Annotated in this window: 14 protein-coding genes and 1 pseudogene; 1 reads left to right on the top strand and 14 read right to left on the bottom strand. The window is 56.5% G+C overall.

The window, feature by feature from the left end; translation table 11 throughout:
- Positions 1 to 142 precede the first annotated feature (142 nt).
- The 11 genes and pseudogenes from RCH91_RS19585 to RCH91_RS19535 all read right to left on the bottom strand — a co-directional run bounded on the left by RCH91_RS19585 (position 143) and on the right by RCH91_RS19535 (position 15,591).
- Positions 143 to 2,629 (bottom strand): glycogen/starch/alpha-glucan phosphorylase, encoded by a 2,487-nt coding sequence (locus RCH91_RS19585; RefSeq protein WP_306536834.1) that lies wholly within the window; start codon positions 2,627 to 2,629, stop codon positions 143 to 145.
- Between the two features lie 4 nt (positions 2,630 to 2,633).
- Positions 2,634 to 3,620 carry a mechanosensitive ion channel family protein gene (locus tag RCH91_RS19580; RefSeq protein ID WP_306536833.1) on the bottom strand — a complete coding sequence of 329 codons (987 nt, stop codon included), beginning with the start codon at positions 3,618 to 3,620 and terminating at the stop codon, positions 2,634 to 2,636.
- Between the two features lie 104 nt (positions 3,621 to 3,724).
- Positions 3,725 to 4,384, bottom strand: a complete 660-nt coding sequence (locus RCH91_RS19575) for a hypothetical protein (RefSeq protein ID WP_306536832.1) — start codon at positions 4,382 to 4,384, stop codon at positions 3,725 to 3,727.
- A gap of 234 nt (positions 4,385 to 4,618) precedes the next feature.
- The gene (locus RCH91_RS19570; protein ID WP_306536830.1) at positions 4,619 to 5,194 is read right to left on the bottom strand and encodes a TetR/AcrR family transcriptional regulator; all 576 of its coding nucleotides are present in this window, start codon (positions 5,192 to 5,194) and stop codon (positions 4,619 to 4,621) included.
- Between the two features lie 48 nt (positions 5,195 to 5,242).
- Positions 5,243 to 6,082: a polyphosphate kinase 2 gene (ppk2, locus tag RCH91_RS19565; RefSeq protein ID WP_306536828.1), complete on the bottom strand. Its 840-nt coding sequence runs from the start codon at positions 6,080 to 6,082 to the stop codon at positions 5,243 to 5,245.
- Positions 6,083 to 6,123: 41 nt separating this feature from the next.
- Complete coding sequence (locus RCH91_RS19560; protein WP_306536826.1) at positions 6,124 to 6,912, bottom strand: CBS domain-containing protein; 789 nt, start codon at positions 6,910 to 6,912, stop codon at positions 6,124 to 6,126.
- A 56-nt stretch (positions 6,913 to 6,968) separates the two neighbouring features.
- Positions 6,969 to 7,631 (bottom strand): annotated as a pseudogene (locus RCH91_RS19555) (VacJ family lipoprotein).
- A gap of 121 nt (positions 7,632 to 7,752) precedes the next feature.
- Entirely contained in the window at positions 7,753 to 9,030 is a 1,278-nt protein-coding gene (locus tag RCH91_RS19550) for an alpha/beta fold hydrolase (RefSeq protein WP_306536823.1), read from the bottom strand.
- Between the two features lie 66 nt (positions 9,031 to 9,096).
- Positions 9,097 to 13,524, bottom strand: coding sequence for an efflux RND transporter permease subunit (locus tag RCH91_RS19545; protein WP_306536821.1), 4,428 nt, complete (start codon positions 13,522 to 13,524; stop codon positions 9,097 to 9,099).
- Between the two features lie 25 nt (positions 13,525 to 13,549).
- Positions 13,550 to 14,776, bottom strand: a complete 1,227-nt coding sequence (locus tag RCH91_RS19540; RefSeq protein ID WP_306536819.1) for an efflux RND transporter periplasmic adaptor subunit — start codon at positions 14,774 to 14,776, stop codon at positions 13,550 to 13,552.
- 182 nt (positions 14,777 to 14,958) lie between these two features.
- Positions 14,959 to 15,591, bottom strand: coding sequence for an NAD(P)H-dependent oxidoreductase (locus tag RCH91_RS19535; RefSeq protein ID WP_306536817.1), 633 nt, complete (start codon positions 15,589 to 15,591; stop codon positions 14,959 to 14,961).
- A gap of 234 nt (positions 15,592 to 15,825) precedes the next feature.
- On the opposite strand from RCH91_RS19535, the gene RCH91_RS19530 reads away from it, so the two are divergent.
- Positions 15,826 to 17,370, top strand: a complete 1,545-nt coding sequence (locus RCH91_RS19530) for a sigma 54-interacting transcriptional regulator (RefSeq protein WP_306536815.1) — start codon at positions 15,826 to 15,828, stop codon at positions 17,368 to 17,370.
- Positions 17,371 to 17,491: 121 nt separating this feature from the next.
- Here RCH91_RS19530 and RCH91_RS19525 read toward each other — a convergent pair whose 3' ends face one another.
- The 3 genes from RCH91_RS19525 to RCH91_RS19515 form a co-directional block, all read right to left on the bottom strand.
- Positions 17,492 to 17,995, bottom strand: a complete 504-nt coding sequence (locus RCH91_RS19525) for a type 1 glutamine amidotransferase domain-containing protein (protein WP_306536813.1) — start codon at positions 17,993 to 17,995, stop codon at positions 17,492 to 17,494.
- Between the two features lie 74 nt (positions 17,996 to 18,069).
- Positions 18,070 to 18,648: a superoxide dismutase gene (locus tag RCH91_RS19520; protein WP_306536811.1), complete on the bottom strand. Its 579-nt coding sequence runs from the start codon at positions 18,646 to 18,648 to the stop codon at positions 18,070 to 18,072.
- Positions 18,649 to 18,769: 121 nt separating this feature from the next.
- Entirely contained in the window at positions 18,770 to 19,051 is a 282-nt protein-coding gene (locus RCH91_RS19515; protein ID WP_306536809.1) for a DUF503 domain-containing protein, read from the bottom strand.

The following is a 19,051-nucleotide window of genomic DNA, read 5'->3' as shown; positions in this document are numbered from 1 at the left end:
TCAAGCATCTCACAGTAGATATGATAGTTCGCAACCGGCATGGTGGGACTCCTCCTTTTACAAGGTTTTGGAATGTGGGACTTCATCTTCAAGTGACTCATCCCGGGTCAGCGGTGCCGCCATTTTGACCTTCTTTAAGTAGTTACACAGGTTGCGCCTTCCAGATTTTCTCACAATACTCCCGGATTGCCCGGTCGGAAGAAAACTTGCCCATTCGGGCGACATTCAAAATCGACATCTCGGCCCACTTCTTTCTGTTTTGATATGCCGCACTCACCCGATCCTGGCACTCGATATAGGACTGGTAGTCAGCCAGCACCAGGTACGCATCGTGGTTAAGCAGATTGTCCACGAGGGGACGAAACAGGTCCCGATCGCCGTTGGAATAGACTCCTTCGGCGATTTGATCTATGGCTTCCCGGAGATGCGGATTCTCTTCGTACCAGCTTCGAGGTTGATAGCCGCAGGACTTGATGTCAGCTGCCTCAGCGGCATTGAGTCCGAAGAGGAAGAAGTTCTCCTCGCCGACTTCCTCACGTATCTCGATGTTGGCGCCGTCGAGCGTGCCGATGGTAAGGGCGCCGTTGAGGGAGAGCTTCATGTTGCCGGTGCCTGAGGCCTCTTTCCCGGCCACGGATATCTGCTCGGAGAGATCGGCCGCCGGGTAGATCAACTGACCGTTGGTCACGTTGAAATCAGGAAAGAAGACCACCTTCAGGCGTCCGGCCACATCGGTGTCGTTATTGACCACCTCGGCCACGGAGTTGATAAGCTTGATGATCAGTTTCGCCATGTAGTAACCGGGCGCTGCCTTCCCGCCGAAGATGAATGTCCGGGGAGTGATTTTGGCCCGCGGGTCATGCTTGATCCGATTGTAGAGGGTTATGATGTGGAGCACGTTCAGGTGTTGGCGCTTGTATTCGTGAATCCGCTTCACCTGAACGTCGAACAGGCTCGCGGGATCCACGTCGATACCGGTTCGCTCCCGGATGATTCTTGCCAGGGCCTCCTTGTTGGCCTGCTTGACCTCCAGCCATTTCCGCTGGAAGGCAGGGCTCGTGGCAAGAGATTGGAGCCCGCTCAGTTCCGTCTCCAGATTGCTCAGCCACCCGTCGCCCAGCTTGGAAGAGATCAGCTCCGTCAGCCCCGGATTGCTGAGCGCGACCCATCGGCGGGGGGTGACGCCGTTGGTCACGTTGTGAAATTTCTCCGGGAACAGTTCGTGAAAGTCATACAGCACGGTCTTTTTCAGAAGCTCGGTGTGCAGGGCGGCAACGCCGTTGATGGCATGGGAACCGACACAGGCCAGGTTGGCCATGCGGACGTACTTGTCACCGGTCTCGTCGATCAACGACAGACGGGCAATTCTGCCGTGGTCATCCGGGAAACGGATCTGCACCTCGTCAAGAAAGCGCCGGTTTATCTCGTAGATGATTTCGATAATGCGGGGAAGGACTGAAGAGAACAGAGGCAGGGGCCACTTTTCCAGCGCTTCCGACAGGAGCGTATGGTTGGTATAGGCAAAGCACGTAGTGGTTATCCCCCATGCTTCGTCCCATTCCAGCGTATGCTCGTCCACCAGCAGCCGCATCAGCTCGGCGATTCCGATGGCAGGATGGGTATCATTGATCTGGATGGCAAAGGTTTCGGAGAGATCCTTGATGTCTCTACCATACGAGAGGTGGAAAAAGATCATGTCCTGCAGCGAGCATGAAACAAAGAAATATTGCTGGCAAAGGCGAAGTAGTTTTCCGACTTCCGGCTCATCGTTAGGATAAAGTACCTTGGTGATTGTCTCGGAAAGGACCTTTTCGTCGACGGCCCTGTTATAGTCTCCGGCATTGAATGCCTGAAAATCGAACGACGCTACCGCCTCCGATTTCCAGAGTCGGAGCACCGAGACTCCTCCGGAGCGATAACCGGCAACGGGAGTATCGTAGGCCACACCCATGATGACCTTGTCCGGGATCCAGCGAACCGACAGCCGTCCGGCAGAATCACGGTCAAACTCCGTATGGCCGCCGAATTTGACTTCGAAGGCGAGATCCGGCCGACGTACTTCCCATGGATTACCGAACTTAAGCCAATTGTCGGCCTTTTCGACTTGCCAGCCATTGCGGATCTCCTGGTCAAATATGCCGAATTCGTAGCGGATTCCATAACCCACGGCAGGGACACGAAGCGTCGCCAGGGATTCCAGATAGCAGGCGGCCAGGCGACCAAGTCCGCCATTTCCCAGTCCCGGCTCGACCTCTTGCTTGAGGATATCCTCCGGATTCTGTCCCAACGTTTCCAGCGCCGCGCGGACGGGAGCTTCAAGATCCATGTTTACCAGGTTGTTCCCCAAATGCGGACCGAGAAGGAACTCCGAGGACATGTAGCTGACAACTTTAAGCTTTTCTTTAGACAAAGAGATCAGGTCATAGAACGACGTGAGCCAGTTTTTAACTATCTGGTCGCGAACAGTGTGAGCCACTGCCATATACCAGTCGTTACGTGTAGCAAAGGGTAACGGTTTTGCTTGAGTGTAGTGGAGGTGATTGAGAATGGCTTGTTGCATCTCGGCAGAACTCTGCCCGGTCCGCGCGGTGTCGTGACTGTTGCAGCTGCGTTTTGTTGCTCGTGCCATTGCTTTACTCCTTGATGCTGTCGTTTTTGTGGTCATGCGCGAATGTCGGCAGCTTTGTCCCGGTTCCGCGCTTACCCTCTGTGACATTGCTGTAAGACCGTGACGTTGGGTAGGCGAAATCTATATCATCACATTCGGCAAATCTGTCCAGCACGTCTTCCCATATCTCCTGGGTGCTCTCGCGCCTATGGCGGGATCGACAAACATGACGCACAGTCAGGAGTATCCCGCTTGCCTCGACGGTGGTGAAGACCATCGGTGTCAGATCGACCGGGACTATCAGAAAATCCCTCGCATACTCCTTCAGTTTGCTTTCCGCGGGCTCGGCCAGATGTCCGGCATGGTTGACTGCTATCTCATTCAAGATATTCTTGGCTCTCTTCCAGTTGCTTTCGAAGGTAACGAGGACGGCAACCTCGTTCCAGATGAAGTCGTGCATCCCCTTGCTATAGATTGCAAGGGGTTCGACGAACACTTTGCCGGTGGGGATGTGCACGATTCGCCCGGTGATCTGGTCCGCATGGACCCAGTTGCCGATCTCCGCGAGGGTAAACCGGGAAATCGTCAAGTCCATAACGTCCCCAGCGTGAATGCCGATCTGAATACGATCCCCCACGGCAAAGGGCCTCCGCCAGATAATCAACATCCATCCCACCAGGTTCACCAGTGGGTCTCTCAGGGCAATAGCAAGGCCCGCCGTCAGAAGCCCGAGAAAAGTGGCCACGCCGTGAAATCCCTCGAACACTACCCGGCCCACCAGCACTGCGGTCAGCACGAACGCGGCATAACTGGAGATTCTCCGCCACTGGTAACGAACCTGCAAATTCTCCGTTTGCCACCATACCAACTTCAATATCAGCCATCGCAAGGACCAGAGCAATGCAATACATGCCAGCGAGCTGAACAAAAGGTTGTAAAGTCCGACAGAAACACCGGTGGCGTTGCTAAACCATTCAAGGCGGGTTTGCAAAATTTCCTTAACCTTTTCCATGGTCATTCTTCCTCAACTGCCTGCGTGACCTTGCGTATCTCATGAACAAAAACAATTCTGTTTCAGGATCACATTTCTTTACCTTTTCCCTTGGTTGCAGCCATTCAAAAACCGTCCCCATTGCGCATTAGATTCTCCGGACTATTGATTCGAGACGGAGTCCACCGGCGCAATGCGAGTGGCATCGCGGTTCCGGGGAGCGCTTCGGGTTTGGGCCATGCGCTCGCACGAATGATGTTGGCGGTATTGATGAGGCCGAAGCCGCCTTGCTCCAGGCGGAAGGGAATGGTCGGCACATCAGGCAAATTCGAAAAAAATTGACGCTCGTCCTGAACATTTCCGCGAATCATCGCCATCGCCTTCAGTGTGACAGTCCAACCGCCGAGGGTATGTATCTCCACCAGGGCGTTGCGCCGCTGCCCGTTTTGATCTTTAATTGCGCCCGATTTGTTGTACGGCCAAGCTTCTGGCTGTTCAACGATGTCAAAGAGGCCCATGGGAAGATCCAGCGGGAACTTCAGAGGCGTCCGCGCGAATGTGCGGACGAGAATCATGTCAATCCCCTTGCAAGGAATCATGCTGGCGCAGTGTTGCGAGGCCAGCAGCAAGTGACGCTGGGCGAACAGCCGCGGTGCCGCCAGCAAACTGAGCGTTTCGCGGACGCGTTCCTCATCGGCCTGATAATATTCCGTTGACGATCCGTTCGCGGAACGCAGTTCAAGCGAGAGATCAATTGGGTTCGTTTCAGCAAGTTGCGTGTTCATAGTGTGGCTCCTCGAATAGTGATAGGGATTTGCTATTGGCAGCTTGGCAACGTAAGTCGATACGTGTAGCAAAGTGTAGCGGTTTTGCCTGAGTGTAGTGGAGGTGATTAAGAATGGTCTGTTGGATCTCGGCAGAACTCTGACCGGTCCCCATGGTGTCGTGATTGTTGCCACCACATTTCATAGCTCGTGTCATAAATTTGCTCCTTGTTGTTTTCAACCCCACGCTGCCCCTTATCTTCTGATCCCGTCCCAGCAGGCTTCCACGGTCCGGGCGATTAAGGAATCGTCCAGCGAGATGAAGCTGAGGATATGATCCCGCGCCACAGTCAAGAGGGGGCCGAAGGCCAAGGCGAAGAGGATAGCGAGCGGAAGATTCTTCATCACCTGCCCATCCACCCCCACCTCTAAAAGCTCGCGATACACATTGCAGCTTCGCTTTTGCCCCAGCATGTTGTCTTTGCGCACCCCCACGCCGTAGGGAGAATTGTGAAACTGCTCCAGATAGCGAAAGTCGAGAGGGTTCTCAATGAAGTACCGCAACAACGCCGTGCCGAGGTGTAGAAACCGCTCCCTGACAGGCTTCTCCGGCGCGTACCCCTCCATGATGAGGGAGAATATCCTATCTTCGATATCCTTGTAGATCTCGGCGATCAGCACGTCCTTGTTCTCGAAATAGAGGTAGATCGTCCCGCTGCCTACACCTGCCCGATCGGCAATCATTGCCAGGGGGGCGCCGTGAAACCCGTGTACGGCGATGAGTTCGAGGGCTGCACGGACGATCTCTTCACGCTTGTCAGGCTTTTCCATCGGGTACAATTCCTTTTCCTGGCGGGGCTTATTCGGCCCGCTCGCGGATCAATAGACCTCGGGGATATACTTGAACGGATAATCGGGGGACTTGTACGCCCCTTCCTTCTGCCGCTTCGGGAGTACCACCTTCTTGCGAGGCGCCGCCTTGTACGGTATCCTGCCGAGCAGGTGGGTAATGATATTCAGCCGCACTTTCTTCTTATCATCGGATTTCGCCACGAACCAAGGTGCCCACGGTGTGTCAGTTGACGCGAACATCTCGTCGCGTGCCTTCGAGTAATCGTTCCACTTGCTGTAAGACTGGAGGTCCATGGGGGAGAGCTTCCAGATCTTCCGGCCGTCATTGATGCGGCCTTCGAGCCGGCGGGTCTGCTCTTCCGGGCTCACCTCCAGCCAGTACTTGAGTAAAAGGATGCCGGATTCCACCGCCAATTGCTCGAAAAGGGGCGTAACCTGCATAAAACGTTTTGCCTCCTTCTCGGTGCAGAAACCCATCACCCGCTCCACCCCGGCGCGGTTGTACCAGCTCCTGTCGAAGATGACCACTTCACCGGCTGCCGGGAGATGGGGCATGTACCGCTGGGGGTACATCTGCGTTTCCTCCCTCTCCGTCGGGGCCGGGAGAGCTACGACGCGGAACACGCGCGGACTCACCCGCTCGGTGATAGCCTTGATCACTCCCCCCTTGCCGGCGCCGTCGCGCCCCTCTAGGACGATGCAGACCTTCAGCCCCTTGAGCTTGACCCATTCCTGGAGCTTGACCAGCTCCACGTGCAGCTTGGCCAGCTCCTTCTCATACTCCTTGGTTTTCAGCTTTTCACGGGCCTTTGCGCCGTTTTCTTTCCCGTTTTCATTCACCTTTTCCTCTTCTTTTTCACCTTTCATCGATAGTACTCCTTTCTCCTGCTTCCTTTTCTCGTGCCCGACTAGACATTTATTACATCGATAATCTGTAGCCTCTGAAGGAAGCGGGCAAACTCACGCAGTGTCATCATGTCCTTTTCGGGTATTCCGTCAGGGTCAAAATGCATGACATCATTTCTGATTTTCCTGACGCTCTCAAACTTCTCCATACAGGTTTTACGATCAACGGTAATGTTCAGCTTGTCCCATCGATCCTTGTTTTCAAGCAACCTTATGTACTCTCCGTACGTAAGATCTGCAACGGAGGTGACTACGCGTTTTGCATCTGTCGGATCTTTTGCAGACTCTAATTCTGAAGGAGTAAACCGTTGGCTGATAACTCGTCGCACGTGGTTTTCTATTTCTCCAAGCAACAGGAATGGCTCTGCCAGTTGTTGAAACTGCAGGCTCAGGTCACTTGCGGTGACGATGCCTGTAATCTTCTGATCATGGCCACGAACCAGCACATACTGGTGTTCCGCGATTATGCCGATTGCTGAAAAAAACGATGCATCAGAACGAATCTCCTGGTGTTGTTCCATCAACTCACGGGCTACGGAACAATTCTTACCCATAGCCAAACGACTACCGATAGATGCCCACGTAATAATTCCTTTAACGTCTCTTCCACTCGTCATAACCGGCAACTGAGAAAAGTCATTGGTGAGCATATGAGTAACGGCTTCTTCCAGTTTAGTGTCAGGGGACACGGAAAGAGGTTTACGAGCTGAAGAAGCAAGTTTGCTGATGCGATATATCGGGTCGGCGTATGCTGGATGTGGCCCCTTTCCCTCTCCTTTTTCACCTTTCATGCAGATCACTCCTTTTTCCGCGATTTCATATCCACCCGTACCTGCAGACGCACTCGTCACCTGAGGATTTTCAACTCGCGCTCCTGGCTGAAGAGGTATCGGACCATGTAGTATTCGAAGGGATAGTCGCTTTCGTAATAGCGGAAACTTTCACGGTAACGCAGATCCACCGTTTCCAGGCCGGTTATACCTGTTTCGATCTCAGTGGGAGCCCCTGTCCCGCCGAAGGGATCGATAGCGTTGGCGATTGCCCAGCGGACCCCGCCGTCGACCGCAAATCCTCCCGCGCTCCTTACCGTATTGGGACCGAGAATGGGCAGAACCAGGTATGGTCCGGTGCCGACCCCCTAGTTTTTCAGGGTCCGATCGAAGTCTTCGTGCTCCCTCCTCATCCCGAAGGCGGTTGCCGGGTCGAAGAGCCCCCCGATCCCGATGGTCGAGTTCGTCACAAAACGCCCGAGGGTCACCAGCGACTTCTTTCCTTTTGCTTGCAGGATACAGTTGTAAAAGGTCCTGATCTCACGGAGGTTGCCGAAAAAGTTGCTGACACCGGTCCGGGCAAACCCTGGGACTGCTTTTTCGTATCCGGTCACAACCGGAAGCAATACGAACCGGTCCACTTCATAGTTGAACTTGTACATGCTCCGGTTGAGGCCTTCCCACGGATCGCGCGTGCGTGAAACGTTCTCGTCGTCGCTGAATTCGCTCACCGTGTGCATGGGCGGCACCTCGCCCGGGAGGAGAGCGACCCTCCCGGCACAGCCGGAAAGTATCAGAACCTGAACAGTGATGATGATCACCTTGATCGCGTTGCTGTACATACCGTACCTCCCGCCTGGCCTACCACGTTGATGAGCGCAGCCGATCGATCAGAAAGGCCATGTTATCGCGGAAATCGAGGTTGCCGAGGTGCCCGCCCCGGGGATAGACCTTGAGACGGGGGCCGAAAACCCGGCGCAGGTAGTCGAGCTCCCCCGGAGCCAGGATGAAATCATCTTCGTTGGTGATCACGCCTATCTTCGCTGAGGAGGCGAGGTAGCTTGCGATGCTTCTGATGCTTAACGCTTCGAGGAGTTCCTCCTTGGTGAGGCCGGGGTGCCTGCTTTGGAAATAGGGAACGAAATACTCGTTGAAGTAGTCCAGGAAGGAGATGTGCAAACAGGTCCAGAAATAGTCGTCAAGGGAATCACTGTTTTTCAACTCCCTGTTCTTCGGCACCACGTAGCCGCCATGGGTCATAACGTCGGAAGCGAAGATCATCCCGGCGGAGCTGATACGGAAAGAGACTGCGATCATCCCCCCTGCTTCATCCCGGTTCAGGATCTGGGCCTGGTACGCCGCAAAAAGAAAGTCATCGTCGATTGCAACGAAATCCCCCCTGCGATAGAAGTCGGTACTTTTCGCCATGACGCGGTTGTAGAACGCTCCGATCCTTCTGGGGCCTCCGGGGATACGGTCCAGCAACCCCTCTATCCTCGACACGGAGTCGTAGAGGCTCACTGCCGGGTTGAGCATCAGCACTCTGCGGAAATCGAAGATTTTTCGCTCCTCGTCCAGCCGGGCGATGAAGGCGGCCTCGGTCCCGCCGAGGCTGTATCCGGCAAGGGAAAAATCGGTGACCTCGATGCGCCCCTTGGATTGGTCCCAGATCTGCTCCATGACCCGATAGAGATCATTTGCGTCCTCGATCAGATTCCCCGGGACATGGGTGGTAGAGGCATTGATGATGAAATTAGGAAAGGTCGGGGATGGGAGAGCAATTACGTGGAACCCCGCGTGGTACAAGTTTGTTATGAGAGCGACTATTTTCGCCGACTTGCTGCTGCCGCCGGTCCCGGCGATGAGGAAAACCAGGGGAGCCTTCCGGTCCTGGAACGCCACTGTGTAGCGCAGCCCCCGGTCGTAAAAGAAGATCTCCGGTTTTTTCCGGTCCGCTTCCAGGACCATGGTCTTGACCGAAACCTCACCACGAGTATCCGGTCTGAGGTTCTGCGGAGTGCCCAGAATCGTCGCAGCGTAGGAGTCGTCAACCGGATAACGGTAAACGGCGTCGTCGGCCCAGGCAAAAGCTGGCATAAGCAAAAGGAAGACAATGAGCATGGCTCCCGCTATTTTCATAGCTGATCCCTTTCTCTCGGCTCTTGCGGTGAAACCCGCAAAGCGCCTCACCGCTCTGCTGAGTCCCTACCGGTTTGACGCGAGCACGCCTCTGATCCGGTCGAGCTCGGACTGGGCGAGCCGATATTGGAGCGAAGCCTGCAGCTCCTCCATTTCCGCCTTTTTCAGTGCAGCAACCGCTTCGGCATGCTTTGCTGTCGTGACAGTCCCCGCCTTGATGCAGTTTTCACTGAGCCGCGCATTCTCACGGGACAGGGAAAGCGCCTCACGGGCGACATCCACCATCTGTTTCGAGCGCTCCAGCTTCCGGTACACCTTGTCGATTTCAATTCCGATCCGCTTGTCTATCCGGGCGAGGTTCTCTGCCGCCTGCGACTGTTGGGCGATCCTCTGGCCGATTTCCCCTTTCCGTTTTCCCCAATCGAAGATGTTCCAAGTCAGCTCTGCGCCGAAGATGCCGATGTTGTCCTTCAGAAACGGCGCTCCGTCCTGGTAGCCGTGCTTGGCAAAGAGAGTCACGTCGGGAATGTACTCGTACTTGGCCGCCTTCACCGCGTGCTGCGACTTTTCCACCGTATTGCGAGCGGCGAGCAGTTCACCGTTTTTCGCTCTGGCCTCTTCATAGGACTGGTCTTTTGCCAGTTCCGTCAACTCCGGCAAGCCTGCCTCGGTCACTTCCAGGATGGCGTCGCTCGGCAGCCCCAAAAGGTCATTGAGCTCCGAGGTCACGTCCGAGAAGCGGTTCTCGGCTGCGATAAGCGCCTGCCTGGACTGGAGCAGATTTGCCCTGGCCGAGATGAGAGCAACATCGAGCAGATTCCCCGCCTTTACCGCCTCCCCGGCCTCGCGCAGGTTCTCTTGTGCCGCAGTCAGCGAAGCCTGGGCAGCATCCCTCTCCTTGTACGCAACCAGCAAGGCATAGTAGAGCTGGTGCACTGCAAGAACCGTCTCGTTTGCCGATCTGGTAAGCTCTGCTTCTGCAATGCCGCGATCGGCCCGGGCAATCTGATTGGCCTCATGAATCTTGAGAAGCTGCGTCGTCGGCTGGGCCAGGGTGGTTTCGCTGTAGAGGATGGTGGAGTCGCCCTGCTTTAACTTAACATCCTTGTCCGGGAAGGGGCTCCCTGAGACATTCCCCAGACTGCCGGCGCCAATGGTGATCTCTTGTCTGTCCGAGAAGGCCATGAGCTTGGTGTTGTTGGAAAGGAGCGGAAAATATTGCGCCCGTGTTGACACGATCTTCTGATCGCTCTCCATCACCTTTGATCGGCCGATCTTTAGCACCGAGTTCTGCTGCAGAGCCAGTTCGACCGCCTGCGACAGTGTCAGGGAGTGCTTCACCGGCTCTGCCGAGGCATCCTTTCCCGTCGCAAGAAGAAGACATGCCATGATCGCAACGGTGACGGCAGCAGCCGGCTTGCTTGACCCCTCCTTGGCGGAACGGGACTTGACCGCCACGTAGATGACGGGAACGACCAGGAGCGTAAAGAACATGGAGAAGATGAGGCCGAAGGCGATGACGCTGGCCAGCGGGCTCCAGAGGCTCGACCCGGAGATGATCATCGGTGTCACCCCCACCGCAGCTGCCATGGTGGTGAGGAAAATTGGGCGCAGACGTCTGGTCCCCGCGTCCCGCGCCGCCTGCTCCAGGGTTTCTCCCTCGGCGACCCGTTCGTTGCTGTAATCCACCAGGATGATGCCGTTTCTCACCACGATGCCGCACAGGCTGATGAGACCCATGAAAGCGGTGAAGCCGAAGGGGTTGTGGGTGATGATGAGCCCGAAGATCGCCCCGAACAGGGTGAGCGGGATGGAGGCCATCACCACGAGCGGGTCGGATATGTTCCTGAACTGCACCAGCAGGACCAGGAAGATCGCCACCAGGCTGATGGCAAGGGCAACGAGCATCTGCGGGAAGGTCTCGTCCTGGTTGAATTTCTCGCCACCGTAGTCGATCCGGTAACCCGCCGGCAGATCCAGCGCTTTGATCTTCGGCATTGCCTCCTCCAGTATTTTCGAGGCGTAGTGCCCTGGCTTTGCAAAGGCACGGATGGTCAGGGTGCGAACACCATTTCTCCGAACAATCCTGCTGGTCTGCCACTCCGGTGCGAGCTGGGCAACGGCGCGGAGCGGCACCCTGGCACGGGTCAGTTCCGAGTTGAGATAGGTATTGCCGATATCCGCGAAATTCGAGCGGGAGGCCTGGTCCAGCCGCAGCTTGATGCTGACCGGACGGTCCCCTTCCCAGAAGGTGCTCACTGCGGCGCCGTCGAATGCGCCGGAAAGTGTCTGCGATACCGACGCCTCCGTTATGCCGAGACGGTTGGCCAGCTCGTCGTTTACTTTCACGTCCACCCGGTACGAATCGTTGAAGTAGTCGCGGAACACATAGTCGGCAAACGGTACGTTCTCCAGAATTCCCTGCACCTGTTCCCCCAGCCGCTTCAATTCGCCGATGTCGTCGCCGGAGATGCGCACCTCGATGGGCGCCTCCGTCTGGGCTCCCTGCTGGACCTCCTTCACGATCACCATCGCCTCCGGCGCCACTTTTGCCAGCGCCGGGCGCAGTTCCTTCACCAGTCGTGTAGTATCCTTCACCGAGGCGGTGTTGACGATGAACTGGCCATAGGCGCCGTCGGGCTGCTGCGGGTTGACGTTGTAGTAGAATCTCGGGGAGCTCTGCCCGACGAAGGTGGCGTAGTGGGTGACACCTTTGCTGGCTCCCAGGGCTTTTTCGATGCGTCCCATGACTGCATCGGTTGCCTCGATCCGCGTTCCCTGGGGCATCCAGACATCGATCACGAACTGGTCGCGCTCGGCCGAAGGGAAAAACTGTTGCGGCACGAAGGCAAAGAGCATGATCCCGAAGGCGAAGGCACACCCCCCGAGGGTGAAGGCAAGCCACTTCCTGTTCATGAAGATGTTGATCCAGATCCCGTAGGCATCCTGGAGCCGGTCCAGCAGGCTCTTCTTCTCCTTGCCGTGGGTCTCTACGGCATCGTGGTCGTGCAGCCCCTTCTTGATAAACGTTCTGCAGAGGAGAGGGGTCAGCATGACCGCCACGATAAATGAAACCGCCAGAGCGATCGCCACGGCGATGGGAAGCGCCATGATGAATTCGCCGGACGAGCCGGTGATGATCAGGAGCGGCAGGAACGAGGCAATGATGGTAATGGTCGCCGTGAGGACCGGGACAAAGACGTCGCTGGCACACCGCCAGGCCGCCTCGGCCTTCGGCACTTTGTGGTCCAGGAGTTCCACGTAGTTGTCGGCGATGACAATGGCGTCGTCCACCACGATCCCCAGAACCATGATGAGCGCTGCGATGGAGACCTGGTGCAGCGCTATCCCCACCGCGTTCATGACGCCGAGGGTGCCGCACAGGGTCACCGGTATGGCCAGGGCGGCGATGAGAGCGACCCGCAGCGGCAGGAGAACGATGGTGACGATAACCACGGAAATGATGGCCAGCAGGAATTCGTGGGAAAGCGTGGCAATCCGCTCCTTGACCACCCCCGGCTGGTTGGCGACCAGGTCCAGTTGCACGTCAGGGGGGAGGAGCACCTTGAGGCGCTGGAATACCTTGTCCAACTGTTCGCCCAGTTCGACGATATTCTTCCCCTTCTGCATCTCGACGGAGAGGAGCAGGCAGGGGTCGCCGTCGTAGCGCACCATGAAGGTGGGGTCCTGATACCTGCGCTCCACCGTGGCGAAGTCCCTGATGTAGGCCGGGTGGCCATCCTTTGAGACGTCCACGAGCACGTTCCGGATCTCGTTTTCGGTATTGAAAATCCCCGTGGTCCTCACGGGGACCTTCGAGCGGTCAGCGTCGAAATTCCCGCCGCTCTGGATGGCGTTCCGCTGTCTCAGGGCATTCTCTATCTGGCTCGGGTCGGCGAAATACTGCGCCATCCGTTCAAGGCTGCTGGTGATCCATACTTCCTCGTTCTGGTTTCCGTAGGTTACGAGTTTGCCGACTTCGCGGACGGTACGCATCTCATCATGAATCTTGTCCGCAAAGTCCCTCAGTTCACGATACCCGTACTGTTTGCCGCGGATGGCGATCAGCATGGCGACGGTATCGCCGAAATCGGAGTCGACCACCGGCCCCTTGACGCCGTCAGGGAGTTCGGTGCTCTTCACCACATTCAACTCGTGGCGCAGCTTCGCCCAGAACTGGTCGGAGTTCTTGACGTTGTCCTCCAGTTCCACATTAATGATGACCACGCCGGGACGGCTCGTGGAATAGGTCTTTTCCTTCCGCACCTCGGGAAACTTGAAGATGTGCTTCTCAAGGGTTTTCGTGACCTGCTTTTCTACCTGCTCGGAAGTCGCGCCCGGATAGAGCGCGGCCACCAGCCCGGTTCTGATGGTGACTGTCGGATCTTCCGTCCGTTGCATCTTCAGGAAGGCATGAATGCCGATCATGACGACCATTGCCGTCAAGATGAGGGTAACGGCGGGATAGCGAAGCGAAAACTTTATCGGTTTCATACTATTATCCTCTCGCTGGTGCGGTTTATTTCCGAACCGGCTGTTCTGTTGCCGATACGGTCAGACCATTTCTCAGTTTTGTCTGCCCTGCCAGAACAATCAGTTCATTACCGGAAAGACCGCTCTTTATCTCGACGTTCCTGTTGACTGCCGCACCGATTGCCACGCGCTTGGCGTACACGCGCTTCTGGTCGGGGTAGTAAACGTACACCTGCGTTGCTCCCTGCGGGTCACGCACCACAGCATCCCCGGGGAGGGTCGCCATGGACACCATTTGATCACCGCGGATGGTTGCTTCCGCTACCATCCCAACCCGCAGCATATGCTCGGGGTTCGCCACTATAACCCTGGTCATGTAGGTGCGGGTGCTGGGGTCGGCGGAAACATTGATGACGCGCACCGTCCCCTGAAACGTCTTTCCTGGCAGGGCCGGGACGGTGATGTCTGCTTTCTGGCCGATCCTGACGAGGTGCACATCCGTTTCCGGCACCCCGACGTTCACCTCCACCGGGTCCATCTGCACGATCTCGAATACGGGACGCCCCGGAGCGGCGGTGTCGCCAGGCTCTATGGACCGTTTTGCTATGTAACCGCTGAGAGGGGCACACAGGGTCGCATCGGAGAGCGCTTTTTTGGCCACGTCGAGGTTCGCAGCAGCCTGGTTGTAGCTTGCCTTCGCCAGGGACTTGTCTTCCTTCTGGCCTCCGGCCTTGGCCTGTTCATAGTCCTGTTTTGCGTGTTCATAGGCGGCCTTGTATTTCTGGAAGTCGTTCGGCGCCAGGCTCTTTGCGTCGTACAACATCTTCATTCGGCGATATTCGTCCTCGGCACGCTCGAAGCCGATGCGCGCCTGCTCCAGAAGCTCCGGCCTGGCGGAATGTAGTGCCTTATCCATGGCCGCTTGCGCGCTGGCCGCCTGAGCTGCGACTCCTTTGATGGAAAGGTTGAAATCAGTGGGGTCGATCCGGGCAAGGACCTGACCTTTCTTTACGAATTCCCCTTCTCGCGGCCCCACGAATACGACTTTGCCGGAAACGAGAAACGATACGCTTGCCGGAGAGTTCTGTGTGGAGATCGTCCCGCTTACCGATATCGTTTCGCGCTCCTGAACGTGTTGGACTCTGCCAACTGTCACCGGAACGGCTTCGCTGTTCGATCCCTTCTTGTGCTCCTGCTCGCCAGTGCAGGCAGATAGAGAAACCCCTAAAATGAACACTGAACCCACTAAAATGGACTTGAATTTGCCTTGCATCGTTGACTCCTTGCTTTGAATTCTCTTCTGAATTATCTGCCGGTCTGCGGCGACCACTAATCCGTCTGCTCTTATCGTTTCACACCACAATCTTCTATTTCTTCCGGGCTCCGATCGCGAGAAGCGCTGCCAGGAGCCAGATCGCGGCAAAGAATCCAACCACGAGTGCCATTCTTTTCTCCTCAGAAACGGCGGGCCAGTGCCAATAACCTGCGCCGAGCAGCTTCGTATTTTTCCTGAGCGCCTTGCTCAGGGTGGTCACCGTCAAGGAGCACGGTTTCCTGACTCGCCACCCCGAGAAAGCTGAGCACTGACCGCAGGTATGCAACGCTCAGGTCCTGCTCCTGCCCGAACTTGTAAATCTGCCCCGCATGCAGATGCAGGGACTTCCTGCTCGGGTGGTGTAACATCCCCTCCGCTCCGTGCGGCGTCAGACGGTAGGTACGGTCGGGAATACAGATCGCATCCATGTATGTCTTGAATTCGGAAGTGAACCAGAGGTTGCGGCTGTGGGTAACGAAGACGTACTTCTCGCACCGGCTGAATTGGTCGGCGAGACGCCAGACCCGGCTTATTTTGCGTCTCTCCTCTTCTGACAGGAGTAGAATGTAGTCCTTGTCTTGCTCTGCACTTTCCAAGGCATTGAGCACGTCCTGGTCGACCCGCTGAATGTTGTCGCGGTACAGATCGAGCACCTGCACCTCATCCTGCGGGTTACAGCGAAGATATTCCTCCAGGAACTCATAACCGAGCATTAGAGTCCGCGATTTTCCCTGAGGCTTGACGTTGCAGGTGATGTAGAGCAGGTTAGCCATTACATTCTCCTTGATGCTGCACTACCTTTTCCCTCTATATTGCGACGAGCGTGCCAACCACATAATCGTTCAATATCAAGCACTTGCAAAACATGGCCCAACAAATATACTGTATGTTGTAATTTGAATTGCGAAATACTGTAGAAAGTGGCAACATTACAGCATGCTGTAATTTGTGTTTTATGGATATGTAGCGAGTCAGGGAAGTCGTTAGGCAGGGTACGAGGTGGGGCTATGGACAATTACGACGAATTCCTCAGGGAGATAACCCTCAGGATCTGCAGCAGTCTGGAGATAAGAGAATCATTGCGCAGTACATTCGAATACCTTCGGGAGCGTTTTCCCATCGACATGTTGACGCTCTTCATCATCGATGATCGCCTGGGAGCGGTCCGGCGCATTGCGCATGCCTTTGATGACACCGCTGTTCCTCCCAATGAAATTATCCCGCTGCCGGAAGGGATGGCTGAGAAGATTGCAGCCCGGAATTTCTCCGAGCCGTTCGTCGCAGATGCGGGAGACGAGATTTTCCGCACCCTCGCGCCGCTCACAAAAATAGAAGGGAACACTGATCTGATCGTTCCTTTGCGCATCAAGGGGGAACTACTCGGAGGGCTCGCGCTGCGTTCGCGAGGAGAAGTGAGGTACAGCGACGAACAGGTTAAACTCCTCGGCAGCATCGCAAAGCCGTTCGCAATCGCCCTTGCCAACGCCCTCGCCCATGAGGAAGTGCTCCGATACCAGTCCATCCTGTTGGATGACAAGCGCTTCCTGAACCGGGAGTTGTACGGTGGGACAGCGGACGAAATCATTGGCGGCAACACCGGGCTGCGCAACGTGATGGAGATGGTTCACCAGGTGGCGCCGCTTAATAACACGGTGCTCCTCCTCGGGGAGACCGGAACCGGCAAGGAGTTGATCGCCAATGCGATCCACTTCTCCTCGCCGCGTAAGGACGGCCCGTTCATCAAGGTGAACTGCGGCGCCTTGCCGGAAAATCTGATCGACAGCGAGCTGTTCGGTCATGAGAAAGGGGCGTTTACCGGCGCGGTAGCCGAAAACAGGGGACGGTTTGAGCGAGCTGAAGGCGGCACTATTTTCCTGGATGAGATTGGCGAGCTCCCGCCGACGGCTCAGGTACGGCTCCTGCGGGTACTGCAAAACCGCGAGGTGGAGCGAGTAGGAGGGAAACGGGCAGTTCCCGTCAACATCCGAGTGATCACGGCAACGCACCGCAATCTCCAGAGCATGATAACTGAAGGCAGTTTCCGTGAGGACCTCTGGTATCGACTGAGCGGTTTTCCCATCATCGTTCCGCCGGTTCGGCAGCGCAAGGAGGATGTACCCGCACTCACACGGCACTTCGTGGCAGCAAAGAGCAGGGAACTCGGGATGAGCACCCCGCCGCCAATCGCACCGGGAGCACTGCTGCGGCTCATGGAATACGACTGGCCCGGCAACGTGAGGGAGTTGGAGAACCTGGTTGAGCGTGAATTGATCCGGTACCGCGGTGGGCAGCTTACCTTTGAGTCTGTTCAACGTAATGAACAAGCACGGTCAAACACGGTTGCAGACCGCGAATCTAGTCCTATCTTTCCAATGAAGCTGGACGAGGTTATTGCAAAACATATCAGAGAGGTTCTTACATTTACCAAGGGCAAGATTCACGGCCCCGGAGGCGCAGCGGAACTTCTGGGGACGAATCCAACTACTCTGCGCTGGCGCCTGGACAAACTCGGTATCAGCTACCGTCGCCGGGATCGCAAAAAAAAGGGGTGAACCGCGGAATCACTATTCCTGGCTTGTTGCGGTATTGCACAATAGGCGGAACAGTTCAAGGTTTAGCCGGGACCGAGTCCCTGCCGGCTTTGAGTTCCTGCTCCAACGGCGGCCGATCGACCTACCCCTTGAGCTTTTTCATGATCTCCCGCATGAAGGCGGGGATGTCCGACGGCTGGCGGGAGGTGATCAGGTTGCCGTCAACCACCACTTCGCTATCCTCGTAGAGGGCGCCGGCCTTTCGCATCTCGTCGGCGACGGACTGGTAGCAGGTGGCCCGCCTCCCCGTCAGAAGTCCGGCGCTGATCAGAACTTGGGGACCGTGGCAGATGGCGGCCACCGGTTTGTTGTGGGCAAAAAAGTGACGGCAGATATCCAGGGCAGTGGGTTCTTTCCGAATGACTGCCGGCGCCTTTCCTCCCGGGAGCACGAGAATGGCGTATCCGTCGGGCTTCACCTCGGCAAGGGACTTGTTCGCCTCCACCTCGTAGCCGTGCTTCCCCGTGATTGCGCCGCGATGGAGGGATACCACGTCCACCGGAATCCCCTCCTCCAGAAGGCGGTAATAGGGAACGAGGAGTTCGGAATCCTCGAACTGGTCGGCGCTGATGATGAGTGCTTTCATGGCTTTTCCTCCCTGAAATAACTACAGGGGCAATCCGTGAATTGCCCCTGCGGGTTGCATCGTCCTGATGCAGCTTACTTCAGCCGCGCCTCTGCGGCCTTCCAGTCGATGTTCTTGAAGAAGGCCTCGATGTAGTCGGCCCGCTTGAGCCCGTAGTCGAGCATGAAGGCATGCTCGAACACGTCCATGATCAGGATCGGCGTGCAACCGGCCGGATGGGCCACGTCATGCTCGTTGATCCAGAAGTTGATCAGTTTGCCGTTGGCCGAATCCTGGTAGAGGACGGCCCAGCCGATGCCGCGCATGGCGCCGGTGGCCCGGAAGTCCTTCTCCCACGCCTCGACGCTCCCGAAGTCGGCGGTGAGCTTGGCCGCCAGCTTCCCGCCCTGGTCGATGCCACCCTTGCCCCCCAGGTTCTCGAAATAGTACTCGTGGAGCCTCATGCCGTTGAACTCCCACCCCAGGCGGCGCTTGAGCTCGGCGTACTCGGGAACGGCAGTGTTCCCCGCCTTGAGCATCCCGTCGAGGATGTCGAGCACCTTGTTGGTATTGGTGACGTAACCCTGGTACAGGGTAAAATGGTTTTTCAGGAGCGCCTCGCTGAATCCCTCCATGCCGAGCAGTTTCGCGTAATCCTTTGCTTCATAGGCCATGACTGTTCCTCCTTGGGGATCGTGAAATATCTTCCGGTGCCTCGGGGCACGGACATAAAGGTATCACGTATCCGGCAAAGGTCAAGCCGAAAAAGAGCAATATAGTCTTTTTTGTCTTGTTTCAACATTCCTCGATGAGGGACGCGACAATCTCCACATCGGGCCGCTCCTCGGCGATCCACTCTTCGAGCCGGTCCAGGAGATGGCGGACCCGTGCGCGATTCTCACCCACAGTGACGAAGGCAATAACCGCCTCGCCGTGGACATCCTGGAGGTCCACCTCGGCGGCGGCGACGTTGAAGTTCTGCCGGGCCCGGGCGATGATGCTCTTCACGACCCCCCGTTTACCCTTGAGGGAATCGGCCGGCAGGAAGATGTGGAAGCGGGCTGAAAAGACGAACAT

Source organism: Geobacter sp. (assembly GCF_030834625.1).
Taxonomy (GTDB): Bacteria; Desulfobacterota; Desulfuromonadia; order Geobacterales; family Geobacteraceae; genus Geobacter.
The sequence above is the reverse complement of the archived record's forward strand: the minus strand, read 5'-3'. Positions and strand labels throughout refer to the sequence as shown.